Genomic DNA, 26,853 nt, shown 5'->3' on the forward strand with positions numbered 1-26,853 from the left:
CGGACTCAACGTAAGTGATGTGGCCATCGGCCCTCCATCGAGAACTCGTAGGGGAGACCCTCGTTCTCGTGGAGGCCGGTGGCCACATCTGTTTCCGCCGTAGGTCGCTCGACTCGCGGTCCGGTTCGTGATGGACTGGGCCCAGCAGTGAGCACGGACGACCGTGCGGCACCCCCCCCACAACGACACAGCGGACGACCGCCCGGCGCATTCGAGCACGGGCACGCGATGAGGAGCAACGGTGGCGAACGACGACGAGCAGCAGCGCAACGACCGGGATCGCGGGGAGCGGCGCGAAGGCAGCCGCTGGTCGTCCGGGCCGCGCGACTTCGAGCGTCGCGAGGGGGATCGTGCGCGACGGGACGGTGACCGTCCAGCCCGCGACGCCGGCCGGAGTGGTCGTGACGACCGTCGGGGCTTCCGCGAGGGCGACCGGTCGTTCAGTGACGGTGGCCGTCGGCCGGCTCGGCAGGGTGACCGCGACGGTGCGGGGCGTCCGCCCCGCGGTGACGGTCCTCGAGGCGCTGAGCGCCCGGGCCGTGATGGTGACCGCCGTCCGTTCCGTGGTGGCGACGACCGTCGGCCGCAGCGGGATGGTGATCGTCCCTTCCGTGGTCGCGATGACCGCGCGCCCTTCCGTGGTGGCGACGACCGTCGTCCGCAGCGGGACGGTGGCGACCGTGGTCCGCAGCGTGATGGTGATCGTCCCTTCCGCGGTCGCGATGACCGCGCGCCTTTCCGCGGTGGCGACGACCGTCGTCCGGCGCGTGACGGTGGCGACCGTCGTCCGTTCCGTGGTGGTGATGATCGTCGTCCGGCGCGTGACGGTGGTGAGCGTCGTCCGTTCCGTGGTGGCGACGACCGCGGTCCGCAGCGTGACGGTGATGACCGCCGTCCGTTCCGTGGCGGCGATGACCGTCGTCCGGCGCGTGACGGTGGCGAGCGCCGTCCGTTCCGTGGTGGCGACGACCGTCGTCCGGCGCGTGACGGTGGCGAGCGTCGTCCGTTCCGTGGTGGCGATGACCGTCGTCCGCAGCGTGACGGTGGTGAGCGTCGTCCGTTCCGCGGTGGCGACGACCGCCCCCGCCGCGACGACGACCGGGGCGACCGCCCTCGGTTCGGCGATGGCTCCCGTCATGCCGGCGCACGCTTCGGCGAGGCTGCCCGTGACGACTGGGAGGACCGTGACCCGTACGGCACGCGTTCCGTCCGTCCGCGGCACGAGGACCCCGAGATCGACGAGAGCGTCTCGCCGCGGGACCTCGACCCGGCTGCCCGCGCCGAGCTCAAGACGCTCAGCAAGGACAACGCCGAGTGGGTCGCGAAGCACCTCGTCATGGCGGCGCTGCTCGTCGACGAGGACCCGGAGACGGCCAACCTGCACGCGCTGAGCGCTGCGCGTCGGGCCGGTCGTGTGGCGGTCGTCCGCGAGACCGCGGCGATCACCGCGTACCGGACGGGCGACTTCGCCACGGCGCTCCGTGAGCTGCGCACCTACCGTCGCATCTCCGGCAAGAACGACCAGCTGCCGATGATGGTCGACTGCGAGCGGGGTCTCGGACGTCCGGAGCGGGCGCTCGAGCTCGGCCGGTCGGTCGACCGCGCCGCGCTGGACACGGCGGTGCAGGTGGAGCTCGCGATCGCGATGTCCGGCGCCCGGATCGACCTGGGCAACCCGACGGCCGCGCTCGGCGAGCTCGAGATCCCGCAGCTCGACCCGACCACGGCGTACAGCTGGTCGCCGGCCCTCTACAGTGCTTACGCGGCCACGCTCGAGGAGCTCGGCCGCCAGGACGAGGCCGACGAGTGGTGGGCGCGGGTCGACCGGGCTGCCGCCGCCCTGGCCGAGATCGCCGACGAGAACGCATGGGAGACTGTCGATGTGGTCGAGGAAGAAGTCGAAGGACACGACGAGCACGACGCCGTCGTCGGTGACGAGTCCGTCGCCGGTGACGAGCACGGGACCGGAGCGCTCGACGACACCGACCAGCTCGGCGACGACGTCGACCCCGACGACGACCTCGGCGAGATCGACGACGACAACCCCCGCGACGTCGACGGCTCCGCAGCCGACTGACGTCCCGACGCCGCCGACGGACGGTGTGGACGTCGTCCTCACCGACCTCGACGGTGTCGTGTACCGCGGACGCAACGCGATCCCGCACGCTGTCGAGGCCCTGACACGGGCGTCGCTGACCGCTCGGGTCGGCTACATCACGAACAACGCCTCTCGTCGGCCGTCCGACGTCGCGGAGCACCTGGAGGGCTACGGCCTCGAGGTGACCGCCGACGACGTCGTGACCTCGTCGCAGGCGGGCGTGCGGCTGCTCGAGACGCTGGTGCCGGCCGGGTCCACCGTGCTGGTCACCGGCGGCCTCGGGCTGACGAGCATCGTCGAGGAGGCGGGCTTCACGGTGACGACGAGCGCCGACGACGCTCCGGCAGCGGTCATCCAGGGGTTCTCGCCGGACCTCGGGTGGACGCACCTGGCCGAGGCCTCCTTCGCCCTCGCCGATCCGGACGTGCCGTGGGTGGCGACGAACATGGACTGGTCGATCCCGGTCGAGCGTGGCATCGCGCCCGGCAACGGCACGCTCGTGTCCGCGGTGCACCAGGCCGTCGGGCGGATGCCGGTGGTCGCCGGCAAGCCGGAGCGACCGATCTTCGACGCCGCGATCGCCCGCTTCGGCGGCGAGCACCCGCTGTTCATCGGCGACCGGCTCGACACGGACATCAAGGGCGCGAACGACGCCGGCATCCCGAGCGTGCTCGTGCTGACGGGCATCGACCAGGCGAAGCAGGTGCTCGCGGCCGACCAGCGCTCGCGTCCGACGTACGTCCTGCAGGACCTCCGTGGGCTGTCCGAGCCGTACCCGGTGACGGTGCGGCGGCAGGACCCGGACGGCACCCGGTACGTCACGGTCGGCGGCGCCACGGTCGCGATGCACGGGCACGTCGTCCGGGTGCTCGACAGCGGGACGCCGATCGACCTGCTCCGCGCCGGAGCGGCGCTGATCTGGGAGTCCGGACTGGCGATCTACGGCCTCGACGTCGACCCGAAGCTGTACGGCGGCGAGTAGCGTGACCGACGTGCCCCACCCGCAGCAGCCGCCCGAGCAGGAGCCGGGCGAGCAGCAGCAACCGGGCGAGCAGCAGCAGCAGGGCGAGCACCGACAGCCCGTGCAGCAGCCGGACGCCTTCGCCGAGCGCACCGCGGCTGCCGAGGCGCTGCCCCTGCCCGAGCGCGCCGACGCCTTCGCCGCGCTGCACGACGACCTGCGCACCCGCCTCGAGAGCGGCCAGGCACCGCAGGGGCACAGCTCGGGTCGCGCTGCCGGCGCCACGCAGGTGTGGGGGAGCGGACGAGGAGACGGCGGTGTCGGTGCCTGAGCACGACGAGGCCCGCCCGGTCCGGTTGGACGCACTGCTCGCCGCCCGCGGGCTGGTCAGGTCACGGACCGCCGCGGCGAAGCTGGTCCAGGCCGGCCGCGTGACGGTCGGGGGCACGGCGGTCGTGAAGCCGTCGGCCCCGGTCGCGCCGGACGCCGAGCTCGTCGTCGACACCGAGGACGAGTGGGTGTCGCGTGCGGCGCGGAAGCTCGTCCGTGCCCTCGAGGCCTTCGACGTCGACCCGAGCGGGCGCGTCGTGCTCGACGTGGGCGCCAGTACCGGAGGATTCACGCAGGTGCTGCTCCACCACGGAGCCGCCCGCGTCGTCGCCCTCGACGTCGGGCACGGTCAGCTCGACCCGGTGGTCGCCATCGACGAGCGGGTGCGTGTGGTCGAGGGGTGCAACGCCCGTGACCTCACGCCGGACACCTACGCGGCGCTCGACGACGCAGCGCCCCGCACGAGCCTGGTCGTCGGGGACCTGTCCTTCATCTCCCTGCGCATCGTCCTGCCCGTGCTGGCGGCCGCCGTGCCCGCGGACGACTTCGTGCTGCTCGTGAAGCCGCAGTTCGAGGTCGGCCGTGGTGGGGTGCGGGAGGGCATCGTGCGCGACCCCGCCCTGCGGAACGACGCGCTCATGAACGTGCTCTGGTCGGCGTGGGACGCGGGCCTCGGGACGGTCGGGCTGACCGCATCGCCGATCGTCGGCACGCACGGCAACCACGAGTACCTCGCGCACTTCCAGCGTGGTGTCGGGGGTCATCCGGCAGGATGGGGGAACCCGACAGCGTGGATCGGTCGGGCCACCGAACTCACCGAAGGGGCTGCATGAGCGACGACGACCGGCACATCCTGCTCGTCTCCCACACGGGCCGACAGGACTCCATCGACGCCGCCGTCGAGGTCTGCGACCTGCTGCACGCCGCCGGACTCACCCCGGTGATGCCGTTCGACGAGTACGCCGACGTCCGGCGGGCCGAGGCCTCGGTCGGCCAGGTCGACATCCTGGGGGTCGACGTGCAGGCCGACGCCCTCGAGATCGTCATCGTCCTCGGCGGGGACGGCACAATCCTCCGTGCCGCCGAACTCGTGCGGGGGACGCGCGCCCCGATCGTGGGCGTGAACCTCGGACACGTCGGCTTCCTGGCCGAGAGCGAGCGCGACGGGCTGCGGGCCACGGTCGAGCGTGCCCTCGTCGGCGACTACAAGGTCGAGGAGCGTGTGACGCTCCAGGTCGACGTGGTCGTCGGGCACGAGGTCGTCTACTCGTCGTGGGCGCTGAACGAGGCGACGATCGAGAAGGCCTCCCGCGAGCGCATGCTCGAGGTCGTCACCGAGGTCGACGGTCGGCCGCTGTCGTCCTTCGGCTGCGACGGCGTCGTCGTCGCCACCCCCACGGGGTCCACGGCCTACTCGTTCTCGGGCGGCGGCCCGATCGTCTGGCCGGACGTCGACGCCCTGCTCATGGTGCCGCTCAGCGCGCACGCCCTGTTCTCGCGTCCGATCGTCGTCGGGCCGGACTGCACCCTCGCGATCGAGGTACTCCGGCGCACGAGCGGCGTCGGTGTCCTGTGGTGCGACGGCCGTCGCACCCACGACCTGCCGCCGGGTGCCCGGGTCGAGGTCCGTCGATCGCCCGACCCCGTCCGGGTCGCCCGGCTGAAGGACGCGCCCTTCACCGACCGGCTGGTCGCCAAGTTCCAGTTGCCCGTCGCGGGTTGGCGCGGTCCGGCGACCGAGGACGACGCATGATCGAGGAGATCGTCATCTCCGACCTCGGCGTCATCGGCGAGACCACGCTCGAGCTCGGACCCGGCTTCACCGTCGTCACCGGCGAGACCGGTGCGGGCAAGACCATGATCGTCACGGCGCTCGGGCTGCTGCTCGGTGCCCGGGCGGATGCCGGCTCCGTGCGCCGCGGCGCCTCCAGCGCGGTGGTCGAGGGGCGTTGGCACGTCCCGGACCACGCCGCCGTCGCGGAGCGTGTCGAGGACGCGGGCGGGACCGTCGAGGACGGCGAGCTCATCCTGACCCGCACGGTCTCGGCGGAGGGCCGCAGCCGTGCGACGGTCGGTGGCCGCAGTGCCCCGGTCGCGGTGCTCGGCGAGCTCGCCGACCAGCTGGTGACCGTGCACGGGCAGTCGGACCAGATCCGCCTGACGTCGGCCTCGGCGCAGCGCGCCGCCCTCGACGGCTTCGGCGGCAGGGCCGTGCAGCGGGCACTCGGTGCCTACGTCGCCGCCTACGACACCTGGCAGGCGCACGCCGGCGAGCTGGAGACGCTCGTGCGGGACCGCGACGACCGCGTCGCCGAGGCCGAACGCATCCGCGCCGCGTCGGACGAGATCGAGTCGGTCGACCCGCAGCCCGGCGAGGACGTCGAGCTCGCCGAACGCGCCGAACGCCTCGGCAACCTCGAGGAGCTCCGCCTGGCCGCCGGCACCGCCCACGAGGCACTGTCCAGCGAGTCCCTCGACGGGGTCGCCGACGTCGTCGGACTGGTCGAGGCGGCACGCCGGGCCGTCGAGCGCGTCGCCGGGTCCGACCCGGCCCTCCAGCCCGTGCTCGAGCAGCTGACCGAACTCGGGATCCAGGCCTCGGACGCATCCGCCGGCCTGTCCAGCTACCTCGGCTCGTTGGAGCCGGACGCCGGGCACGACCTCGAGCTCGTCAACGAACGCCGGGCACTCCTGGCGAACCTGACGCGCAAGTACGGCGAGACGGTCGACGACGTGATCGCGTACGGCCAGCGGGCGAGCGACCGGTTGCTGGAGCTGGACGGTGACGACGACCGCATCGTCGCGCTGCAGCAGAGCGTCGAGCAGGACGAGCAGGCCCTCGCGCAGACGGCCGCGGCGCTGACCGCGGCCCGCACGAAGGCCGCGGGCGACCTCGCGAAGCGGGTCACCGCGGAACTCCGGACGCTGGCGATGGCCGGCGCGACCCTGGTGGTCGAGGTCACCGACGGCGGCGAGTACCGCCGGCACGGGCGCGACCAGGTCGCGATCCTGCTCCAGCCGCACTCCGGCACCGACCCCCGCCCGATCGGCAAGGGCGCGTCCGGCGGTGAGCTCTCGCGCGTGATGCTCGCGATCGAGGTCGTCATGGCCGGCAGCACGACCGTCCCGACCTTCGTGTTCGACGAGGTGGACGCCGGCGTCGGCGGAGCCGCGGCGATCGAGATCGGTCGGCGGCTCGCGAAGCTCGCCGAGCGGACACAGGTCATCGTCGTCACGCACCTCGCCCAGGTCGCCGCGTTCGCGAACAACCACCTCAACGTCGTCAAGGACGCCAGCGGCGCCGTGACCTCGTCGAGCGTGCGCCGGCTCGAGGGCGAGGACCGGCTCCAGGAGATGGCCCGCCTGCTCTCCGGCCTGGGCGACAGCGCGAGCGGCATCGAGCACGCGCGCGAACTCCTCGACGTCGCCGGCCAGCGCGCCTAGGCAACGTTCCGGCCTGGAGGCACGCCCCGCCCCGTCCCTCCGCCCTCGTCCGCGACACGCAACGAAGGCGGCTCCGCGCAGCGGTACAGCGCTGCGCACAGTCGCCGACGTTGCGTCCTGCGGGGACGGCGGGGGTGACCGGTCGGCGGGCGCAACGCCCGCGGCGAACGCGGGTCGCGCCTCCCGGCAGTTCTGACGTACGATGGAACCCCGTGGCGGACACTCTCAGCGGCGGAACCAATTCTTCGACCTCGACCCCGAAGGTCACGAAGCAGATCTTCGTGACCGGCGGGGTCGTCTCGTCCCTCGGCAAGGGCCTGACGGCGGCCAGCCTCGGCAACCTGCTCACGGCGCGCGGCCTCAAGGTCGTCATGCAGAAGCTGGACCCGTACCTCAACGTGGACCCGGGCACGATGAACCCGTTCCAGCACGGCGAGGTCTTCGTGACCGACGACGGTGCCGAGACGGACCTCGACATCGGGCACTACGAGCGCTTCCTCGACATCAACCTGTCGCAGGCCGCGAACGTCACGACCGGTCAGGTGTACTCCAGCGTGATCGCCAAGGAGCGTCGCGGCGAGTACCTCGGCGACACCGTCCAGGTCATCCCGCACATCACCGACGAGATCAAGCGTCGGATGCGCGAGCAGGCCGAGAACGACCCGCAGCCCGACGTCATCATCACCGAGGTCGGCGGCACGGTCGGTGACATCGAGTCCCAGCCGTTCATCGAGTCCGCCCGCCAGGTCCGCCACGAGCTCGGCCGCAACAACGTGTTCTTCGTGCACGTGTCGCTCGTGCCGTTCATGAGCGCCTCGGGCGAGCAGAAGACCAAGCCGACGCAGCACTCCGTCGCCGCGCTCCGCTCGATCGGCATCCAGCCGGACGCCCTCGTGCTCCGCTCGGACCGCCCGGTGTCGGAGTCGAACAAGCGCAAGATCGCCCTCATGTGCGACGTGGACGAGGACGCCGTGGTGAACGCCGTCGACGTCCCCTCGATCTACGACCTGCCGACGCTGCTGCACGACCAGGGTCTCGACCAGGTCATCATCGACGCGCTGAAGCTCGACGCGCACGACGTCGACTGGTCCGCGTGGAACCCGGTCCTCGACGCGGTGCACGAGCCGAAGAAGCACGTCACGATCGCGCTGGTCGGCAAGTACATCGACCTGCCGGACGCCTACCTGTCGGTCACCGAGGCCCTGCGCGCCGGTGGCTTCGCCCACAACGCCAAGGTCACGCTGAAGTGGGTCGTGTCCGACGACTGCACGACGCCCGAGGGCGCCGCGAAGCAGCTCGGTGACGTCGACGGCATCTGCGTCCCCGGCGGCTTCGGAGTCCGCGGCATCGAGGGCAAGCTCGGCGCGCTCAGGTTCGCGCGTGAGCAGGGCATCCCGACGCTCGGCCTGTGCCTCGGCCTGCAGTGCATGGTCATCGAGTACGCCCGCCACGAGGCCGGCCTGACCGACGCGTCGAGCACCGAGTTCGACCCGGAGACCTCGACGCCGGTCATCGCGACCATGGCGGAGCAGGTCGACATCATCGCCGGTGGCGACATGGGCGGCACGATGCGCCTCGGCCTGTACCCGGCGCACTTCACCGACGGGTCGCTCGCGGCCGAGCTCTACGGTGCGTCCGAGGCCTCGGAGCGCCACCGTCACCGCTACGAGGTGAACAACACCTACCGTCAGCAGATCGCGGACGCCGGCCTGGTGTTCTCGGGCACCTCGCCCGACGGCACCCTGGTCGAGTACGTCGAGCTGCCGCGCGACGTGCACCCGTTCTACATCGCCACGCAGGCACACCCGGAGCTGCGCTCGCGTCCGACGAACGCGCACCCGCTGTTCGCCGGGCTGGTGGACGCGGCGATCGCGCGCCACGAGGCGTCCAGCCTGTTCGACCCGGCCGAGGAGTCGGCGGAGGTCGTCGCGTAACGCGCGCTGTCGCTCAACGCGCGTTGTCGCTGACGGGAGGCGCGGTGCCAGCTGGCACCGCGCCTCCCGTCCGTCCCGGGGAGGGCTGACGGAGCCGCGTGCCAGGATGGGCTGGTGACTGCCGCTGACGCACCGATCGCCGACGAACACGCCTCGTACGAGGTCACCGACTCCACCGTCGTGTACGAGGGTGCCGTCTGGGACGTCCGCCGTGACCACGTCGACTACGACGGGCACGACATGGTCCGCGAGTACATCGACCACACGGGCGCCGTCGCCGTCTTCGCGGAGGACGACGAGGGCCGCGTGCTCGTCATCCAGCAGTACCGCCACCCCGTGCAGCTGCGCGACTGGGAGCTGCCGGCCGGGCTCCTCGACCACGAGGGCGAGGACCACCTCACCGCCGCGCAGCGGGAGCTCGGGGAAGAGGCCGACCTCGAGGCGGACCACTGGGAGCCCCTCGTCCGGTACAACACCTCGTCGGGCGGCAGCGACGAGTTCATCCAGGTCTACCGGGCCCGTGGGGTCCGTGCGACGGCGTCCGCGTTCGAGCGTGAGGCCGAGGAGGCGGACATCGTGACCCGGTGGGTGCCGCGGGCGGAGCTCGTCGAGGGGATCCTCGCGGGCCGCCTGCAGAACTCGGCGCTCGTCGTCGCCACCCTCGCGGTCGATGCGATCGAGCGCGGCGCGGTCGAGCGGGGCGCGACGGCGTGACGGCCGACAGCGGGCTCGGTGCCCTGCTGCGGGACGGGCTCTGGACGCACGAGCCCGTCGCCGTCGAACCCGTCGTCGATCGTGCCGCCCTGCTCGTGACCGCGGAGGAGGGCAGCGATGCCTGGCGGACGACCTCGTACGGGTTCGTCCACGACTCGGAGCACGCGCTCCTCCGACCCACCGACGGCGCGTTCGCCGTGGAGGTCTCGTTCGTCCTCGACTTCGCGGAGCAGTTCGACCAGGCCGGGGTGTTCCTGCGGGTCGACGAGCAGGAGTGGGTGAAGGCGGGCGTGGAGTTCTCCGACGGGCTGCCGCAGGTCGGGGCCGTCGTGACGCACGGGACGTCCGACTGGTCCGTCGCGCCCGTGCCGTCCTGGACCGGGCGGCTCGTGACGGTGCGCGCGAGCCGCTCCGGTGACGCCGTGACGGTCCGGGCCTGGGCCGACGGCGAGGAGCCCCGGCTGGTGCGGGTCGCGCACCTCGACCCGGACGCCGTCGTGTCGGCCGGCCTGTTCTGCGCCGCACCCACCCGGGCCGGGCTCACGGTGACCTTCACCGCCTGCCGCTTCGGCGAGCCGGACGCCGGGCTGCACTGACGAACTCCGCAGGGCGGTCCCGCACTAGTTTTGTCGGGTGATCCCCCTCGACCGTGCCACCGACACCTACCTGCGGCACGTCGCCGTCGAGCGGGGACTGTCGCAGCACACGGTGGCGGCCTACCGGCGGGACCTGGCGGTCTTCGCGGAGTGGCTCGCCTCGACGCCGGCGGTCGACTCCGCGGGCGCGGACCGGGCCGGGGGAGCGGAGGCGCTGACGGACGTCGCACGCCTCGCCCGCGCGGACGTCGCCGGGTTCGTCACGCACCTGACCTCGCGACCGGAGCAACCGCTCGCGCCCCGGTCGGTCGCCCGGATGCTCAGCTCGGTGCGGTCCTTCACCGCGTTCGCGGCCGCCGAGGGCTGGCTGCCGCTCGACCCCGCCACGGCCGTCCGGCCACCGAAGGCGCCGTCACGGCTGCCGAAGGCGATCTCGGTGCACGACATGGAGCGACTGCTCGGCGCCGCGGGTTCGGCGGACGACGACCCCGTGCAGCTGCGGGACCGGGCGCTCCTCGAGCTGCTCTACGCCACGGGCGCGCGCATCTCCGAGGCGGTCGGGTTGTCGGTGGACGACGTCGCGACGCTGTCCGACCCCGAGGACGACGAGGGCGACGGGCTCGCGGTCGTGAAGGTCACCGGCAAGGGGAACAAGCAGCGCATCGTGCCGCTCGGCAGCTTCGCGCGGGCCGCGGTCGACGCGTACCTCGTCCGGGCCCGGCCGGTGTTCGCGGCGCGTGGGCCGTCGACACCGGCGCTGTTCCTCGGCGCTCGGGGCGCACGGCTGTCGCGGCAGAGCGCCTGGCTCGTGATCCAGGCGGCGGCGGAGCGGGCCGGACTGGCCGCGCACGTGTCCCCGCACACGTTCCGGCACTCGTTCGCGACGCACCTGCTCGAGGGCGGCGCGGACGTGCGCGTCGTGCAGGAGCTGCTCGGGCACGCGAGCGTCGCGACGACGCAGATCTACACGCTCGTCACGGCCGACATGCTGCGGGACGTGTACCAGACGGCGCACCCGCGGGCGCGGCGGTAGCGCTGCGCCCGGGCGGGGCTGGAGGCGGGGCCGGGGTGACGTGCGGCGCGACGTGCTCGGGCACAACCGGAAGCACCTCGCGCCATGAAGAACCGTGGCGCGACGTGTTTCCCGTGGTGCGGCGCGCCGCGCGCCGCGGGCGCGGCGGTAGCGCTGCGGCCGGCCTGCCGGCCTGCCGGCCTGCCGGCCTGCCGGCCTGCCGGCCTGCCGGCCTGCCGGCCTGCCGGCCTGCCGGCCTGCCGGCCTGCCGGCCTGCCGGCCTGCCGACCGGCCGGCCGGGCGGGCAGGGCCGGAGGCGGGGCCGGGGTGACGTGCGGCGCGACGTGCTCGGGCACAACCGGAAGCACGTCGCGCCATGGAGAACCCTGGCGCGACGTGCTTCCCGTGGTGCGGCGCGCGGCGCGCCGAGCGCCGCGCGCCGAGCGCGCGAGCGCCGCGGGCGCGGCGGTAGCGCTGCGCCCGCAGCGCTCAGAACAGGTGGAACTGCGCGGATGCAGCGACCACGCCCGTGGCGACCGCGACCACGAGGGCGCTCGCCGCGGCGCTCCGCCACAGCGCCCGCCAGCCGCCGGTCGCGCCGGGACGCACGATCGCGAGGACGCCCGTGACGACGGCCAGCGTGCTCGCGATGCCGACCGGGTTCCAGACGATCGACACGACCGCGAGCAGGACCGCCACGAGCGCCGCCGCCCCGACCCGCTGCACGGACCCGCCGGACGCCCAGGACCCGGTGCGCACCGCTGCGCCCTCGACGGAGAACGACGGCCCGACCGGTGCGACGACGACCGGTGCGACGGGCTCCTGCCGTGCCGGGAGCACCCGCGTCGCCCCGCCCCACGCGTGACCGTCCCACCACCGGAGGCGGTGGGCGTCCTGGGGGTCCGGGAACCAGCCGGCGGCCGGCAGCGTCACGGGGTGCTCCTCGCGGGTGCGGTGGATGGTGCACCTCGACGCTACGCAGCCGGGAGGCACGGCCACAGTCCCACAGCGGGTGTCGGCAACAAGGGGGACCGGTCGCACCTGCGCTACGGTCGTGCGGTGATCACCGCCGACGCCGAGACCCTGTCCGCCTTCTGGGCCGCCCGCCGCGACGAGGCACCGGAGCTGCCCGAGGCCGTGCCGGAGGCGTGGGCGTTCGGCGCGACGCCGGACCACGCCGACGGACTGCTCGACCTGGTGCTCCGCGGGATCAAGGACGGCACGGCGTCGTCGATGTGGGACTACGAGGCGACGGGCGACCCGCTGCCCGAGGTCGGCGAGCTCTCGGTGATCCTGGACGGTCGCGGCGAGCCCCGGGCCGTGATCGAGACGACGGACCTGCGGGTCGTCCCGTTCGACCAGGTCGGCGAGGAGCACGCCCGCGCCGAGGGCGAGGGGGACCGCACCCTCGCGCACTGGCGTGCGGTGCACGAGCGCTACTGGCGTGAGCACTCCGAGAACCCGCGCGGGTACGAACCGGACATGCCGGTGCTGTGCGAGCGCTTCCGCCTGCTCTGGCCGGAAGCGCCCGCGGGGGCGTGAGCCGGACGACCCGACCTACGCGGGGACGGTCGCGGCGTCGACCTCGTCCATGACGGCCTTCGTCGCTGCGAGCAGCCGGGCGTTGAAGTCCACGCCGAGCTGGTTCGGCACGGTGACGAGCACGGTGTCGGCAGCCCGGACCGCGGCGTCGGCGGCGAGTTCGGCGACGAGCTGCTCCGGCTCCCCGATGTAGGACCGACCGAAGCGGGCGAGCCCGCCGTCGAGGTGCCCGACCTGGTCCTGCCCCTCGACCTGTGCCCGCACGCCGAAGTAGTGCCGCGACTCGTCGTCGGTGATCGGGATGATGCTGCGCGACACCGAGACCCGGGGCGTCCGCTCCCAGCCCATCTCGCGCCACGTCGTCCGGAATCGCTCGATCTGCTCGGCCTGCAGCTGGTCGAACGGCACGCCGGTGTCCTCGGTGAGCAGGGTCGACGACATGAGGTTCATGCCCTGCTCGGCCGTCCACTCGGCGGTCGCGCGGGTCCCGGCACCCCACCAGATCCGGTCGGGCAGCGAGTCCGACAGCGGGGACACCGACAGCGACCCGGCCGACCCGGTCATCTGCGGGTTCGCGTGTGCCATCGGCTCGCCGGCGATCGCATGACGGAACACGTCGGTGTGGGAGCGCGCCATGTCGCCGCCGTTGGTGTCGTGCGCCTCGGGCACGTAGCCGAACTGCTGGTACCCGGCGAGGGCGGTCTCGGGTGACCCCCGCGAGACACCGAGCTGCAGTCGGCCTCCCGAGATGAGGTCGGTGGCCGCGGCTTCCTCGGCCATGTAGAGCGGGTTCTCGTAGCGCATGTCGATCACGCCGGTGCCGATCTCGATGCGGCTGGTCCGGGCGGCGATCGCCGAGAGCAGGGGGAACGGCGCCGCCTGCTGCGGAGCGAAGTGGTGCACGCGGAAGTACGCGCCGTCGACGCCCGCTTCCTCGGCCGCGACGGCGAGGTCGATCGCCTGCACGAGGGCCTCGCGGCCGCTGCGCACACGCGAGCCCGGCACGTCGCGCCAGTGCCCGAAGGACAGGAACCCGATCTTCGTCATGCCGATGCGAACGCATGCTGCTGCGGCCGCATTCCGACGCGACTACGGTCGTCGGCATGGACGACCCCCGCACCGCGCTCGCCGACGAACGGCGGCGCAACGAGCGGCTGCTCGCCGACGTCGAGCGCAGCATGCGGGACGTCAGCGACGCGCGCCTGGACGCCAACGCGGACGACGAGCACGACCCCGAGGGTGCGACCCTCGCCTGGGAGCGCGGGTCGCTCGGTGCGGTGCGCGACGACGCCCGGGAACGCATCCGCCTGGTCGACGCCGCGCTCGCGCGGCTCGACGCCGGCACCTACGGGCGGTGCGCCGTCGGCGGCGAACCGATCCCGGAGGCCCGTCTCGCCGCGGTCCCGTGGGCTGCGACGTGCGTCGCTCACGCGTGACGAGCCTCCAGGCCGACGGGGCCCGCTGACGGGGCTGCGGCCGGCGCGACACGGCCCCGACTGCGCGAGACGCCGCGGGGCGCGCAGAACGCCGTTGCATCCGACGCCGTCGCGACGAGACCGCGGCGTCTCGACGGAACGAGGGCTCCGGTGAGCCGAGGCCCGTGACGGCCGGGAGGCGCGGTGTCCGCCCGTCCCACTGCTCACGTGGCGTGGACCGGTTGCGCCGCCGTTTCCCAGCCGCGCGCCCTAGGTTGCCGCCATGGACGACACCCACGAGCGACCCGACGCGGTCGTGCGTGCCGACACCACGGCTCCCGAGACCGACGCCGACGACCGGCACCACCGCTTCCGGTGGTTCCGTCGGATGCGCGCCTGGATCCACGCGCGGCCGGGGTGGCACCTGTTCTACAAGGTGCTCGTCGGGATCGTCGGCGGACTCGTCGTGGTGATCGGGCTCATCCTCGTGCCGCTGCCCGGTCCGGGGTGGCTCGTGGTCTTCATCGGCCTGACGATCCTGGCGAGCGAGTTCCACTTCTTCCACCGCATCATCACGTGGCTGCGCGCGCAGCTCCACCGCTTCTGGGACTGGGCGAAGGCGCACGGACCGCAGTGGCTGCGGAGGGCGGCCGACCGCGGCAAGGCCGACGTCGACGCGGCGCACGCCGACGCACACCGCAGCACCGGGGTCCGCGCACAGCGACCGAACCGGGCGCGGGCCGGGCACTAGCCCTCGCGCAGCGCTACTCGGCGACGGTCCGGACGGAACCGGTCGCGGTGCGCTCGACGGCCTCGGCGGCGCGCTCCTCGACCCCGGCCGCGCTGCGTGACGCGAGCTGCAGCACGAGGGCGATCGCCGCGGCGAGGACGATGAAGGCGCCGTAGCCGGCGAGCACCGGCACGAAGCCGAACGCCGGTTCGACGAGTCCCGCGACGACGGCGGGTACGCCGAACGCCAGGTAGCTGACGATGTAGACCGACGACAGGAGTCCGGCGCGGTGCGTCGGCGCCGCGGTGGCGAGCAGCATCCGCAGGGGTGCCTGGAAGCCCGCGCCGAAGCCGACGCCCGCGATCGCGCTGCCGACGACGAGCCCGGGCAGCGAGTGCGCGAACACGAACGTCACGGTGACGACCGGGCCGACGATGAGCGCGACGAGCCCGAGGAACAGGCTCCGACGTGTGTCGAGGCGCTGGATGGCGAGACCGGTGAGTCCGCCGACGCCGGTGACGACGGCGATGAGAGCCCCGGCTGCGAAGTGGTCGTGGATGCCGAACACCGCGCCGAGGGCCGACGGCACGAGCGACAGGAACAGCCCGCCCAGTGCCCAGCTGGCGACGAGCGCCCCGGCGACGCCGCGGAAGAGCGCCCGCGACGCCCGCGGGACGGACACGGTCGGGCGGAGGGAGCGGAGTGCACCCGGTCGGCGCGTGACCCGCTCGGGCACGACGACCAGGGCGGCGACGAGCAGCAGCAGGAGCGCACCGAAGAGCACGTAGACGAGCTGCTCCGGTGCCGGGCCCCACTCCACGAGGGCGCCGCTCGACACCGCGCCGGTCGCCAGGGCGAAGGGTGGGACGGCACCGTTCAGCACGCCCGCGAGCGAGGGGAAGCGCTCGAGCGAGTTGTCGATGAGCGCTGCACCGAGGGCGCCGATGAGCAGCCCGACCGCGACGCCCTGCACGATCCGGTCGACCACGAGGGCCGTGAACCCGTCGGCGCCGGTGAACAGCACGAGCGACACGACGAGCAGCAGTCCGCCGGCGACGAGCACGGGCTTCCGGCCGACGTGGTCGGACAGCCGACCGGCGACGAGCATGGTGACGAGGAGTCCGGCGACGTAGATCGCGAACACCCCCGTGAGCATGAGCGGCGTGAGGTCCCACTCGGCGGCGTAGACGGGGTAGATCGGCGACGGGACCGAGGACGAGGCCATCGCCACGAAGAGCATGGCGGCGAGGATCCAGAACCCCGCGACTCCGCGTGCTGACTGCATGGTGGCACCTTCCGGCCGGATCGACTGCTGTACGACAGCATTCGTACAGCAGTGCACCAGTACGACGCAAGTCGTACTACTGCCAGCGCGGTGCTACCGTCGTCGCATGCCCGCCGCGCCCGTGGACTCCGTCGTCGCCCCAGAACGCCTGCCGCAGCCGACCGTCGCCGAGATGGACCTGCCCGTCGTGCTCGACGCACTGAGCGACCCGATCCGGCTGACGATCCTGCACCGCTACCTGGTCGACGCCGCCGGCGGCGTCCGCAGCTGCGGGTGGGTCGGGGTCGACCGACCGAAGTCGACGCTGACGCACCACTTCCGCGTCCTGCGCGAGGCCGGCCTGCTCGAGCAGCACCAGGAGGGACTGACGCGGTCGAGCCGGGTCCGGGTCGAGGACGTGCAGCAGCGCTTCCCCGGGCTCCTCGACCTGGTGGCCGCGTGGCAGGTCCCCGCGACCGTCATGCGCGAGGAGGTCCCCGCGTGACCGGCCGGCCCCGCGGTCCGATCGCCCACGAGCTCCCGACGATCACGACCGTCCCCGCGGTGACGACGGCGCTCGCCGCCGACCTCGACGCCGTGGGCTTCACCGTCGACCGCATCGACGCACTCTGGGGCACCGAGGCCGCCGCATCGCTGCACCGCGGTTCCCGGGTCGCCGCGCTGCGGGCGCTCGCCGCGCGGGACTCCACGCCGCTGACCACGCTCGCGACGCTGTTCGTGCTCGGCCTGCCGGTCGACCGGAGCGATGCCGAGCGGGCGTTCCCGACGGCCGGGCTCGACGCGGTGCTCGCGGCCGGTCTGCTCCGGATCGACGACGACACGGACGACGCCGGTGCTCCCGACGCCGACCACGTCCTGGTCCACCCGACCGTCGACCTGCGGCCCTACGCCTTCGTCGACGACCTCGGCGCCGGCAGCTGGTGGATCGTCTCCGACCTCGGGGAGCTCGCGCTCGGCACGGCACTGGGCGAGGAGCACGTGCTCGGCATCGGCGGCGCGACCACCACGCTCTCCGGGCTCCAGGTCCCGGTGCCGGTCCGTCGGGTGCTCGACCTCGGGACCGGGTGCGGGATCCAGGCCATGCACGCCCGTCGCTTCGCCGACGAGGTCGTCGCCACGGACATCTCCCGCCGTGCGCTCGACATCGCCCGGTTCAACGCGGCGCTCAACGGCATCGACGGCATCGAGTTCCGGCTCGGGTCGCTGTACGAGCCGGTGGCGGGCGAGCGGTTCGACCGGATCGTGTCGAACCCGCCGTTCGTCATCACCCCGCGTCGCGACGACGTGCCGTCCTACGAGTACCGCGACGGCGGCATGGTCGGCGACGCGCTCGTCGAGACCGTGCTCCGCGGGCTCGCCGACCACCTCGCACCCGGCGGGACCGCGCAGCTGCTCGGCAACTGGGAGTACCGCTGGGGCGTCGACGGGCTCGACCGGGTGCGCTCGTGGTTCGCGGACGCCGAGGACCTCGACCTGTGGGTCGTCGAGCGGGAGCGCGAGGACCCGCCCGCCTACGCCGAGACCTGGATCCGCGACGGCGGCACGAAGCCCGGCACGGACGGGTTCGACCGGCTCGTGGACGCCTGGCTCGACGACTTCGCGACCCGGCGGGTCACCGGGGTCGGTTTCGGGTACGTGGTCGTCCGGCGTGCGTCGGCGTCGGCAACGGAGATCGGTCGGCCGGGAGGTACGGCTCGCCTCCGCCGCGCCGAGCGGGTCCCCGAGGCGCTCGGTTCCAACCCCGTGGGGCTCGGCGCGACGGTCGCACGGGTGCTCGACGCCACCGGGTGGCTCGAGGCGCACGACGACGAGGCGCTCGCCGCCGCCCATCTGCGGGTCGCCGGTGACGTGACCGAGGAGCGGCACTACTGGCCAGGGAACGACGACCCGACCGTGATCACGCTCGTGCAGGGCGGTGGCTTCGGCCGTCGGGTGGACGCGGACACGGCGCTCGCCGCGTTCGTGGGTGCCTGCGACGGGGAGCTGTCGGTCGCGGCGATCGTCGGCGCCATCGCGCAGATCACCGGCGTGGACGAGGACGCGCTCGTGGCAGACCTGCTGCCGCGCGTGCGCGACCTGGTGCTGGACGGCCTGCTGCTCGCGCCGACGTCCTGAGGCCGCCCCGCGCCTCCCGTCCGGTCTCCCGCGGAACGCAACTGTGGCGGCTGCTCGCAGCGGTGGAGCGCTGCGAGCGGCCGCCGACGTTGCGTCCCGCGGAAACGGTCAGCGCGAGCGGTGGTTCCGCCAGGTGTGCTCGGGGGCGTAGCCGAGGAGCTCGCGGGCCTTCTCGCTCGAGAGCAGGGAGCTCGTGCCGTCGATGTCCGCACGGCGCTCGATGTCCGGCACGAAGCGCTCCACGAGCTCGATCGTCGGGGTGTCCATCACGGTGTCGGGGCTCGCGATGACGAACGCCTCGAACCCGGTGAGCTCGGCCTCGAGCGACCGCCGCACGGCCTGCGCCCCGTCGCGCGAGTCGATGTACGACCACAGGTTGAAGGTCTTCGCCTCGGGGGAGGCGTCCCACGGGAACGACGGGTAGTCGGTCTCGTCCATGACGTTCGAGAAGCGCAGCCCGATCATCTTGAGCTCCGGGTCCCAGCGGGTGAAGTGGCGGGCCATCTCCTCCTCGACCGCCTTGCCGAGCGAGTACGAGGACTGCGGGCGGACCGCGAACTCCTCGTCGACGGGCAGGTACGGCGGGTGGTGCTCGCCCATCGGGATGCCGAGCAGGGTCTCGCTCGACGCCCACACGACGTTCTTGATCCGGGCGACACGGGCGGCGTGGAAGACGTTGATCGACGCGGTCACGTTGTTCGTGATGAGAGCGACGTCGGGCACCTGTCCGGGGGCCGGTACGGCGGCGAGGTGCACCACGGCGTCGACGCGGTCGTAGCGGTCGTCGATGCCCGTGAGCGCCCCGAGCACCTGGCCGTAGTCGCTCAGGTCGATGCGGACGAAGGGCACCCGCTCCGGCTTGTCGGGGGAGGGCACCCGGTCGAGCAGGACCACGTCGTACCCGTGCTCGTCGAGGTCGCGGACGACCGCCCGTCCGAGCTTCCCGCTGCCTCCGGTCACCACAACACGCGTCATCGCGTCACTCCACATCGTCGTCGGACGGCCTGGTCGGCCGGACCCCATCCTGCCGTGCGCGCCCGAGCGGGGACCAGGCACTGGCGGTACCTGTCCGGGCGGCGCAGGCGGTGCAGGCGACGCAGGCGATGCGGCCGACGCGGCCCGGGGCCGGAGCGGTCGAGCGCGGCGGGAGCGCGGCGGGCCGGGGTGCCGGCGTCAGGCCGGGGCGGGCGTGACGGACTGCGCGACCGCGAGCCGTGCGACGAGCTCGACGTGGTCGGCCATGTCCCGCGACGGGTCGTACAGCCACTGGATCTGCATGCCGTCGGAGATCGCCAGGAGCACGCTCGCCAGCTGCTCGGTGTCCACGTCGGAGCGGAGCCGGCCGTCCTGCTGCATGGTGCGGAAGTCCCGGGCGAAGTCGTTCCGGCTGCGCTCGTAGCGCTCGCGGAAGTACTCGTGCGCGGGGTGCTCGTCGTCGGTCGCGGCGGCCGCCGACAGGTTGACGAACATCTGCACGAGGCCCGGGACCTCGGTGTTGTGCCGGACGATCGCCGCGAGGAACGCACCGGGGTCCTCGGCCGCGGTGCCCCAGTCGTGCGCCAGGTCGACCTCGTCGCGGCGACGGAGGATCTCCACCCAGAGGTCGTCCTTCGAGTCGAAGTAGTGCAGCAGCCCGGCCTGGGTGAGCCCGACCGCGTCGGCGATGTCCTTGATGCTCGTGCGCCGGAACCCCTGCTGCGCGACGAGGTCGAGCGCGACCGTGAGGATCTCCTCGCGCTTCGCGATCCCCTTCGCGTACGAACCCCGTCGTGCCATGGCGCGAGCGTACAGCGGGTTCGAGACCCAACAAACCTACTTTCGATAGGTTTTGGGTGCTACGCTGCCCGCAGCCGCCGACGATGGCGCGCGGAGGTCATGCCCCGTCGCCTGCGTCGCACAACGAAGGGACCGACCATCGTGACCACCGTGGACGACACCACCCGCGCCTCCCGGCCGACCGCCGCGTCGCCGCTGGACGAGCGCATCGCCGCGCTCGTCGGACAGCTGACGACCGCGGAGAAGGTCCAGCTGCTGACCGGGCGCGACTTCTGGACGACCTGGCCGGTCGAGAAGATCGGGCTGCGCCGCATCCTGATGTCCGACGGTCCGTCCGGCGTCCGCGGCGAGGTCTGGGACGAGCGCGACCCGTCGCTCAACCTGCCGTCCGCCACCGCCCTGTCGGCGAGCTGGGACCGCGCGATCGCGAAGCGCTACGGTGCCGCCGCGGCGGTCGAGGCCCGCCGGAAGGGCGTCGACGTCGTCCTCGGCCCGACGATCAACCTGCACCGCTCGCCCCTCGGTGGTCGCCACTTCGAGGCGTTCAGCGAGGACCCGCTGCTGACCGGCGACCTCGCCGCGTCCTACGTCGACGGCGTGCAGGAGAACGGCGTCGCCGCGACCCCGAAGCACTACATCGCGAACGACTACGAGACCGACCGGTTCACCGCGTCGACGGAGGTGTCGGACCGTGCGCTCCGTGAGCTGTACCTGCTCGCGTTCGAGAAGGCCGTGACCGAGGCGCACGCCTGGGCGGTCATGTCGTCCTACAACGCGATCAACGGCGTCACCGCGTCCGAGAACGACCTGCTCGAGACACCGCTCAACTCGGAGTGGGGCTTCGACGGCATCGTCGTGTCCGACTGGACCGGCGTCCGCTCGGTGGAGTCGGCGAAGGCGTCGCAGGACGTCGCGATGCCCGGGCCGAACCCCTGGTGGAGCCAGGGGCCCCTGCTGCAGGCGGTCGAGTCGGGCGAGGTCCCGATGGAGGCCGTCGACCGCAAGGTCCGCCGCATCCTGACCCTCGCCGCCCGCGTCGGCGCGCTCGAGGGCTTCGAGCCCGTGGCCGCGCAGCCGGTGCACGTCGAGGACGGCGTCGCGTTCGTGCGGACGGCCGAGGCCGAGGGCACCGTCCTCGTCCGCAACACCGGGATCCTGCCGCTCGATGCGTCCGGGGTGTCGCGGATCGCGCTCCTCGGGCACAACGCCGACCAGGCCCGCACGCAGGGCGGCGGTTCTGCGACGGTGGTGCCGGAGCACGTCGTCACGCCCATCGAGGGCATCCGAGCGGCCTTCCCCGGCGCGACGGTCGACCACGCCATCGGCGCCGTGGTGCAGGAGGGCATCGCGGAGTTCCCGCTGTCCAGCATCACGAACCCGGCCACGGGGGAGCCCGGCGCACGGGTGGCGTTCGTCAAGGGCGGCGAGGAGCTGTTCGTCGAGGACCGCCGTGCCACCGCGCTGTTCTGGTTCGGCGGCGACGCCCCGATCCGGGAGTCCGACCGACTCGACGTCACCACGACGTACACCGCCGAGACGACGGGGACCGTACGGATCGGCATCGGTGCCGCCGGCCGCTCGCGCATGTGGGTCGACGGCGAGCTCCTGCTCGACGAGACCGTGCCGGTCGAGGGGGACCAGCTCGGTGCGGCGTTCCTCAACCCGCCGGCGCGCTCGGTGCCGGTGTCGGTCGAGGCCGGGCAGCAGCTCGCGATCCGGATCGAGCACGACATCGTGCAGGACGAGGCGCTGGGCGGTGTGCTCGCCTACCAGTTCGGTACCGAGCCGAGCGACGCCGACCCCGCCGCACTCGTCGAGGCCGCGGTCGCGACGGCCCGCGACGCCGACGTGGCGATCGTCGTCGTCGGGACGAACAGCAAGGTCGAGTCCGAGGGCTACGACCGCTCGTCGCTCGCGCTGCCGGGCCACCAGGACGAGCTGGTCCGTGCCGTCGCCGCCGTGAACCCGAACACGGTCGTCGTGGTGAACTCCGGTTCGCCGGTCGAGATGCCCTGGCGGAACGACGTCGCCGCGGTGCTCCTGACCTGGTTCGGCGGGCAGGAGTACGGCAACGCGCTGGCCGACGTCCTGACCGGTGCCGCGGAGCCCGGCGGGCGCCTGCCCACCACCTGGCCGGCGACCCTCGCCGACGTCCCGGTGCAGGACGTCACGCCGGTCGACGGCAAGGTCGCCTACGACGAGGGCGTGCACGTGGGCTACCGTGCCTGGCTGCGCGCCGGCACCGAGCCCGCCTACCCGTTCGGTCACGGCCTGGGCTACACCACCTGGACGATCGACGGCGTGGCCGCGTCGCCGACCGTGACGGAGGGTGACGCCGCGATCGTCACCGCGACCGTGGCGAACACGGGCGACCGTGCCGGGAAGCACGTCGTGCAGGTCTACGCCTCGCGGACGGAGTCGTCGGTCGACCGTCCCGTTCGCTGGCTCGTCGGCTTCGCGCCCGTCCGGCTCGGGGCAGGGGAGTCCACCGAGGTGTCGATCGAGGTTCCGGCCCGGGCGTTCGCACACTGGGACGGCGCCTGGCGCTACGAGCCCGGGACGTTCGAGCTCCACGTCGGTGCCTCGGTCGCGGACCTGGCCGGTTCCGCGGCCCTCGAACTGGAGTGAGCCGATTTCCGCACGGTCGTGGATGCGTTCAGTAGCATGAATCCGCGCCAGTCGGCTGGTTACCGTCGGCGCGCGCACCACCGAGGGATCGTCGTGTGAGCGAAGCGGCCTCCTGATCCGGCCGTGGAACCCCGTCGATCCCGGTGCGTCCAGAATGCGTCCCCGCGTCCGCGCGGGGGCGCATTCGTCGTCCTGTGGGCAAAGGTACGAGAGCGTACCTTTCCGCTTCTGACCAGGGGTTGTCGTGCGCAACTGGCCATGTGCCCGTTCCCGGGGAAGTGATGATGACAAATCCTTCAGAAAGTGAAAGAGTGATGCCACCATCCCGTACGGATCAGGGACGAGATGGTCATCCGGCCCGGGGCTCGTCGGACCTCACCACCCCGACTCGAGCCCCGGCCGGGTGCCTGTCGTCAGCGGTCGTGCTCAGGGCAGCCGCGGGGCGATCTCCTCGGCGACGACCCGCAGGATGCGTTCGTGCGCCGCGGCGTCGCCGTTCGCCGGCAGGGTGATCACCAGCTCGTCGGTCGCCTGGACCGCGGGGTCGGCTGCCAGGGCGTCGACGATCTCGTCCACACCGCCCGACACGATCCTGCTGAACCGGAACGGCGGACCGCTCAGGGGGCGCCCCTCGTCGTCCATCCCGCTCGCGTACCCGGTGAGGAACTCCTCGTGCACCCGGCGGTCGTGGTCGTCGAGCAGCGGGACGACGATCCGACCGACCGCCACCTTCGGCGTGCGGCCGGGGTGCTCGCCAGTGGCCTGAAGCTCGGCGAAGCGGTCGCGGTACGCGGTGAGCTGGTCCGCCTGTGCCTGGGCGAACGGAGCGCCCGTGTCCTCGGTGTTGAGCGTCGAGCAGTGCAGCAGCAGGCCCTTCTCGGCCGTGCGGACCGCGGTGCCCGTGCTGCCGCCGCCCCACCAGACGCGGTCGCGCAGGCCGGGCGACAGCGGCTGGAGGGTCAGGTCGGCACCGGCGGGGATGCTCTCGTAGCCCTTCCCCGCGGTGCCGAGCGCCTCGCCCTGCAGGACCTCGAGCAGCCGCGCCGCGCGCACCTCGGCCTCGTCGCGGAAGCTGCGTTCCGACCCGCCGAACACCGGGTCGAGGATCGGGCCGTACCCGGCGATCCCGGTGCTGATGCCGAGCTGCACCCGACCGTCGCTGAGCAGGTCGACGGTGCTGGCGTCCTCGGCGAGACGGATCGGGTCCTCGTACCGCATGCCGAGGACGGCGGTGCCGAAACCGATGGTGCTCGTGCGCTGGGCGGCCGCCGCGAAGAACGTCATCGGGCTGGTCAGGAAGGGCTCGAAGTGGCGGCCCCGGACCCAGCCGGTGCCGTACCCGAGCGACTCGGCCGTCTCGAACAGGCGGAGACCGTCCTCCAGGGCGGCAGCAGCACCGGCGGTGCCGCCGTGGTTGGGGACGAAGGAGAGGAAGCCGAGTTCGCGCACGGTCTGAGTCTATGCGCGCGCATCGATTCCCGACAGGGCGCCGGACGGGAGGCGCGGCTCGTCTCCGGCCTGCGACCTGCGGTCGGTGCGTGCGGACGCCGGATGCGTGACGGAGCGGCCCCGTGCCTCCCGTCCGCCGCCGGCTCGTCTGCCGGTCACCGCCCACCTGGGAGGATGGGCGCATGACCGACGTCACCACCACCCCGCCGCTCCTCGCCGCCCTGCCGGCGGCGGTCGACGGCGCCGTCGACCCCGACGCGGTCTACCAGGCGTTCGCCGACTGGGCCGAGGCGGGCGGACGACCGCTCTACCCGGCGCAGGACGAAGCGCTCATCGAGCTCGTCTCCGGCGCGAACGTCGTCCTCAGCACGCCGACCGGCACCGGCAAGTCCCTCGTCGCGGCCGGGGCGCACTTCGCCGCGCTCGCCGAGGGCAAGCGCAGCTACTACACGGCGCCGATCAAGGCCCTCGTCTCCGAGAAGTTCTTCCAGCTCGTGGACCTGTTCGGCGCGCAGAACGTCGGCATGGTGACCGGTGACTCGAGCGTCAACGCGGACGCCCCGATCATCTGCTGCACGGCCGAGATCCTCGCGAACACCGCGCTCCGCCAGGGCCCGGACGCCGAGGTCGACGTCGTGGTGATGGACGAGTTCCACTTCTACGGCGACCCCGACCGCGGCTGGGCGTGGCAGGTGCCGCTGCTCGTGCTCGAGCGCGCGCAGTTCCTGCTCATGTCGGCGACGCTCGGCGACGTCACGACCATCGCCGACGACCTGTCGCGCCGGACCGGGCGCCCGACCGCACGGGTCACCGGCGTCTCGCGGCCCGTGCCGTTGTCGTACGAGTACGTGCTGACCCCGGTGCAGGAGACGGTCGAACGTCTGCTCGAGGAGGGGAAGGCGCCGGTCTACATCGTGCACTTCGCCCAGGCCGCTGCGCTCGAACGGGCGCAGGCGCTCATGTCCGTGAAGGTGGCGTCGCGCGAACGCCGGGACGAGATCGCCGCCGCGATCGCCGGGTTCCGCTTCAGCGCCGGGTTCGGGCAGACGCTGTCACGACTCATCCGGGCCGGCATCGGCGTGCACCACGCGGGCATGCTGCCGAAGTACCGCCGGCTCGTCGAGCAGCTCGCCCAGCGCGGCCTGCTGCCGGTGATCTGCGGCACCGACACCCTGGGGGTCGGGATCAACGTGCCGATCCGCTCCGTGCTGCTCACCGGGCTGACGAAGTTCGACGGCTCCCGGATGCGGCAGCTGTCCGCCCGCGAGTTCCACCAGATCGCCGGACGAGCCGGACGAGCCGGCTACGACACCGAGGGCGACGTCGTGGCCGAGGCGCCGGAGCACGAGATCGAGAACGCCCGGGCCGTCGCCAAGGCCGGGGACGACCCGAAGAAGAAGAACAAGGTCAAGAAGAAGAAGGCGCCGGAGGGGTTCGTCTCGTGGGGGCCGGCGTCGTTCGACCGGCTCATCGCCGCCGAGCCCGAGCCGATGGTGTCCCGGATGCGGATCACGCACGCGATGGTGCTCGCCGTCGTCGCCCGCGGGGGTGACGCCTTCGCCGACGTCCGCTCGCTCGTGTTCGAGAACCACGAGCCGCGCTCCCGGCAGCTCGCGATGGCCCGACGCGCGCTGTCGATCGCCCGCACGCTGATCAACGCCCGCGTGATCGAGAAGGTCGACGGGCGCTACCGCATGACCGTCGACCTGCCCGTGAACTTCGCGCTCAACCAGCCGCTGTCGCCGTTCGCACTCGCCGCCTTCGAACTGCTCGACCCCGAGTCCCCGACGTACGCGCTCGACATGGTGTCGGTCGTCGAGGCGACCCTCGACGACCCGCGCGCCGTCCTCGCGCAGCAGCAGTTCAAGGAGCGCGGCGAGGAGGTCGCCCGGATGAAGCGCGAGGGCATCGAGTACGAGGAGCGGATGGAGCTGCTCGAGGAGGTCACCTGGCCCAAGCCGCTCGACGAACTGCTGACCGCCGCGTACGAGGCCTACGCGGCCGAACAGCCGTGGGTGCTCGACTTCACGCTGTCGCCCAAGGCCGTGGTGCGCGACGTGTACGAGCGGGCGATGACCTTCGGCGACTTCGTGCGGTTCTACCAGCTGACCCGCTCCGAGGGACTCGTGCTCCGCTACCTGTCCGACGCCTACCGCACCATGCGCCAGACCATCTCCGAGGAACAGCGCACGCCCGAGCTCGACGACCTGATCGAGTGGCTCGGCGAGGTCGTGCGGCAGACCGACTCCTCGCTCGTCGACGAGTGGGAGGCGCTGGTCAACGGCTCCGTCGCGGAGGCCGCGGCGGAGCACGACGAGATCGCGCCGCCGCAGCCCGCGCGGCTCACCGGCAACCCGAGGGCGTTCCGGGTGCTCGTGCGGAACGCCCTGTTCCAACGCGTGCTGCTCGCGGCGGCCGACGACGTCGCCGGGCTCGCCGCGCTCGACGGGGCCGCAGGGTTCGGGCAGGACGAGTGGGACGCCGTGCTCGAGGAGTACTACGAGGAGCACGACGCGATCGGGACCGACGGCGACGCCCGCTCGATGGCGTACCTGGTGCTCGACGAGCACGGACCGGGTCGGACCTGGCGGGCACGGCAGATCTTCGCCGACCCCGAGGGCGACAAGGACTTCGGGTTCTCGGCGACGATCGACCTGGACGCGTCCGACGAGACCGGTGAAGCCGTGGTGCGCGTCACCGAGATCGGCCGGTTCGACGGCTGGGCCGAGGTCGACGTCGACTGAGGCCGGCCTCGCTCGGCGATCACACGGAACCTCGCCGCCGCGGTCCGGGTACCTTCGACGCCAGCCCCGGACACCCGGGA

At 72.8% G+C, this 26,853-nt stretch carries 24 protein-coding genes; 17 read left to right on the forward strand and 7 right to left on the reverse strand.

Annotated features, from left to right (window positions below):
- The coding region (locus tag Q9R28_RS15950; protein WP_311206592.1) for a hypothetical protein at window positions 1–1,330 on the reverse strand (1,330 nt) is incomplete at its 3' end.
- A gap of 6 nt (window positions 1,331–1,336) precedes the next feature.
- Here Q9R28_RS15950 and Q9R28_RS15955 point away from each other — a divergent pair.
- The 10 genes from Q9R28_RS15955 (at window position 1,337) to Q9R28_RS16000 (ending at window position 11,110) form a co-directional block, all read left to right on the forward strand.
- Complete coding sequence (locus tag Q9R28_RS15955; protein ID WP_066656394.1) at window positions 1,337–2,077, forward strand: hypothetical protein; 741 nt, start codon at window positions 1,337–1,339, stop codon at window positions 2,075–2,077.
- Window positions 2,078–2,102: 25 nt separating this feature from the next.
- Window positions 2,103–3,080 carry an HAD-IIA family hydrolase gene (locus Q9R28_RS15960; RefSeq protein WP_066656392.1) on the forward strand — a complete coding sequence of 326 codons (978 nt, stop codon included), beginning with the start codon at window positions 2,103–2,105 and terminating at the stop codon, window positions 3,078–3,080.
- A 10-nt stretch (window positions 3,081–3,090) separates the two neighbouring features.
- The gene (locus tag Q9R28_RS15965; protein WP_311206593.1) at window positions 3,091–3,390 is read left to right on the forward strand and encodes a hypothetical protein; all 300 of its coding nucleotides are present in this window, start codon (window positions 3,091–3,093) and stop codon (window positions 3,388–3,390) included.
- The gene (locus Q9R28_RS15970) at window positions 3,377–4,222 is read left to right on the forward strand and encodes a TlyA family RNA methyltransferase (protein ID WP_271827128.1); all 846 of its coding nucleotides are present in this window, start codon (window positions 3,377–3,379) and stop codon (window positions 4,220–4,222) included. The genes Q9R28_RS15965 and Q9R28_RS15970 overlap by 14 nt, the downstream gene beginning before the upstream one ends.
- On the forward strand, window positions 4,219–5,142 hold the full coding sequence (locus tag Q9R28_RS15975; RefSeq protein WP_066656388.1) for an NAD kinase: 924 nt from the start codon (window positions 4,219–4,221) through the stop codon (window positions 5,140–5,142). The genes Q9R28_RS15970 and Q9R28_RS15975 overlap by 4 nt, the downstream gene beginning before the upstream one ends.
- Window positions 5,139–6,833 (forward strand): DNA repair protein RecN, encoded by a 1,695-nt coding sequence (gene recN, locus Q9R28_RS15980; protein WP_066656385.1) that lies wholly within the window; start codon window positions 5,139–5,141, stop codon window positions 6,831–6,833. The genes Q9R28_RS15975 and recN overlap by 4 nt, the downstream gene beginning before the upstream one ends.
- 212 nt (window positions 6,834–7,045) lie before the next feature.
- Entirely contained in the window at window positions 7,046–8,767 is a 1,722-nt protein-coding gene (locus tag Q9R28_RS15985; RefSeq protein WP_066656378.1) for a CTP synthase, read from the forward strand.
- Window positions 8,768–8,881: 114 nt separating this feature from the next.
- Window positions 8,882–9,481: an NUDIX hydrolase gene (locus Q9R28_RS15990; protein WP_311206594.1), complete on the forward strand. Its 600-nt coding sequence runs from the start codon at window positions 8,882–8,884 to the stop codon at window positions 9,479–9,481.
- Window positions 9,478–10,077, forward strand: coding sequence for a DUF1349 domain-containing protein (locus tag Q9R28_RS15995; RefSeq protein ID WP_311206595.1), 600 nt, complete (start codon window positions 9,478–9,480; stop codon window positions 10,075–10,077). The genes Q9R28_RS15990 and Q9R28_RS15995 overlap by 4 nt, the downstream gene beginning before the upstream one ends.
- 40 nt (window positions 10,078–10,117) lie before the next feature.
- Window positions 10,118–11,110 (forward strand): site-specific tyrosine recombinase XerD, encoded by a 993-nt coding sequence (locus Q9R28_RS16000; protein WP_066658700.1) that lies wholly within the window; start codon window positions 10,118–10,120, stop codon window positions 11,108–11,110.
- Between the two features lie 468 nt (window positions 11,111–11,578).
- On the opposite strand, the gene Q9R28_RS16005 is transcribed toward Q9R28_RS16000, so the two are convergent.
- Window positions 11,579–12,022: a DUF2510 domain-containing protein gene (locus Q9R28_RS16005; RefSeq protein ID WP_066656369.1), complete on the reverse strand. Its 444-nt coding sequence runs from the start codon at window positions 12,020–12,022 to the stop codon at window positions 11,579–11,581.
- A gap of 129 nt (window positions 12,023–12,151) precedes the next feature.
- Here Q9R28_RS16005 and Q9R28_RS16010 point away from each other — a divergent pair, with 129 nt between their 5' ends.
- The gene (locus tag Q9R28_RS16010) at window positions 12,152–12,631 is read left to right on the forward strand and encodes an ASCH domain-containing protein (protein WP_066658698.1); all 480 of its coding nucleotides are present in this window, start codon (window positions 12,152–12,154) and stop codon (window positions 12,629–12,631) included.
- Between the two features lie 15 nt (window positions 12,632–12,646).
- Here the strand turns inward: Q9R28_RS16010 and Q9R28_RS16015 are convergent, their stop codons facing one another.
- Complete coding sequence (locus tag Q9R28_RS16015) at window positions 12,647–13,678, reverse strand: LLM class flavin-dependent oxidoreductase (RefSeq protein WP_396137173.1); 1,032 nt, start codon at window positions 13,676–13,678, stop codon at window positions 12,647–12,649.
- 56 nt (window positions 13,679–13,734) lie between these two features.
- Between Q9R28_RS16015 and Q9R28_RS16020 the strand changes: the two genes are divergently transcribed.
- Together Q9R28_RS16020 and Q9R28_RS16025 are read left to right on the forward strand one after the other, a co-directional pair.
- Entirely contained in the window at window positions 13,735–14,067 is a 333-nt protein-coding gene (locus Q9R28_RS16020; protein ID WP_066656365.1) for a TraR/DksA C4-type zinc finger protein, read from the forward strand.
- A gap of 262 nt (window positions 14,068–14,329) precedes the next feature.
- Window positions 14,330–14,797, forward strand: a complete 468-nt coding sequence (locus tag Q9R28_RS16025; RefSeq protein ID WP_235426374.1) for a TIGR02611 family protein — start codon at window positions 14,330–14,332, stop codon at window positions 14,795–14,797.
- Between the two features lie 13 nt (window positions 14,798–14,810).
- On the opposite strand, the gene Q9R28_RS16030 is transcribed toward Q9R28_RS16025, so the two are convergent.
- The gene (locus Q9R28_RS16030) at window positions 14,811–16,061 is read right to left on the reverse strand and encodes an MFS transporter (protein WP_066656361.1); all 1,251 of its coding nucleotides are present in this window, start codon (window positions 16,059–16,061) and stop codon (window positions 14,811–14,813) included.
- 106 nt (window positions 16,062–16,167) lie between these two features.
- Here Q9R28_RS16030 and Q9R28_RS16035 point away from each other — a divergent pair, with 106 nt between their 5' ends.
- Both Q9R28_RS16035 and Q9R28_RS16040 read left to right on the forward strand, forming a co-directional pair.
- Window positions 16,168–16,545 (forward strand): helix-turn-helix transcriptional regulator, encoded by a 378-nt coding sequence (locus tag Q9R28_RS16035; protein WP_066656359.1) that lies wholly within the window; start codon window positions 16,168–16,170, stop codon window positions 16,543–16,545.
- The gene (locus Q9R28_RS16040) at window positions 16,542–18,176 is read left to right on the forward strand and encodes a methyltransferase (protein ID WP_396137174.1); all 1,635 of its coding nucleotides are present in this window, start codon (window positions 16,542–16,544) and stop codon (window positions 18,174–18,176) included. Before Q9R28_RS16035 ends, Q9R28_RS16040 begins: the two co-directional genes overlap by 4 nt.
- Before the next feature lie 108 nt (window positions 18,177–18,284).
- Here Q9R28_RS16040 and Q9R28_RS16045 read toward each other — a convergent pair whose 3' ends face one another.
- Both Q9R28_RS16045 and Q9R28_RS16050 read right to left on the reverse strand, forming a co-directional pair.
- Window positions 18,285–19,151 carry an NAD(P)-dependent oxidoreductase gene (locus tag Q9R28_RS16045; RefSeq protein ID WP_066658693.1) on the reverse strand — a complete coding sequence of 289 codons (867 nt, stop codon included), beginning with the start codon at window positions 19,149–19,151 and terminating at the stop codon, window positions 18,285–18,287.
- Between the two features lie 198 nt (window positions 19,152–19,349).
- Complete coding sequence (locus Q9R28_RS16050) at window positions 19,350–19,952, reverse strand: TetR/AcrR family transcriptional regulator (RefSeq protein ID WP_081985082.1); 603 nt, start codon at window positions 19,950–19,952, stop codon at window positions 19,350–19,352.
- Window positions 19,953–20,093: 141 nt separating this feature from the next.
- Between Q9R28_RS16050 and Q9R28_RS16055 the strand changes: the two genes are divergently transcribed.
- Entirely contained in the window at window positions 20,094–22,580 is a 2,487-nt protein-coding gene (locus Q9R28_RS16055; RefSeq protein ID WP_311206596.1) for a glycoside hydrolase family 3 C-terminal domain-containing protein, read from the forward strand.
- 426 nt (window positions 22,581–23,006) lie between these two features.
- Here the strand turns inward: Q9R28_RS16055 and Q9R28_RS16060 are convergent, their stop codons facing one another.
- A complete protein-coding gene (locus tag Q9R28_RS16060) occupies window positions 23,007–24,029 on the reverse strand; it encodes an LLM class flavin-dependent oxidoreductase (RefSeq protein WP_311206597.1) in 1,023 nt (340 codons plus the stop codon).
- A 182-nt stretch (window positions 24,030–24,211) separates the two neighbouring features.
- Between Q9R28_RS16060 and Q9R28_RS16065 the strand changes: the two genes are divergently transcribed.
- Window positions 24,212–26,773 carry a DUF3516 domain-containing protein gene (locus tag Q9R28_RS16065; RefSeq protein WP_311206598.1) on the forward strand — a complete coding sequence of 854 codons (2,562 nt, stop codon included), beginning with the start codon at window positions 24,212–24,214 and terminating at the stop codon, window positions 26,771–26,773.
- Window positions 26,774–26,853 lie beyond the last annotated feature (80 nt).

This window comes from Curtobacterium sp. BRD11 (genome assembly GCF_031844345.1).
Taxonomy (GTDB): domain Bacteria; phylum Actinomycetota; class Actinomycetes; order Actinomycetales; family Microbacteriaceae; genus Curtobacterium.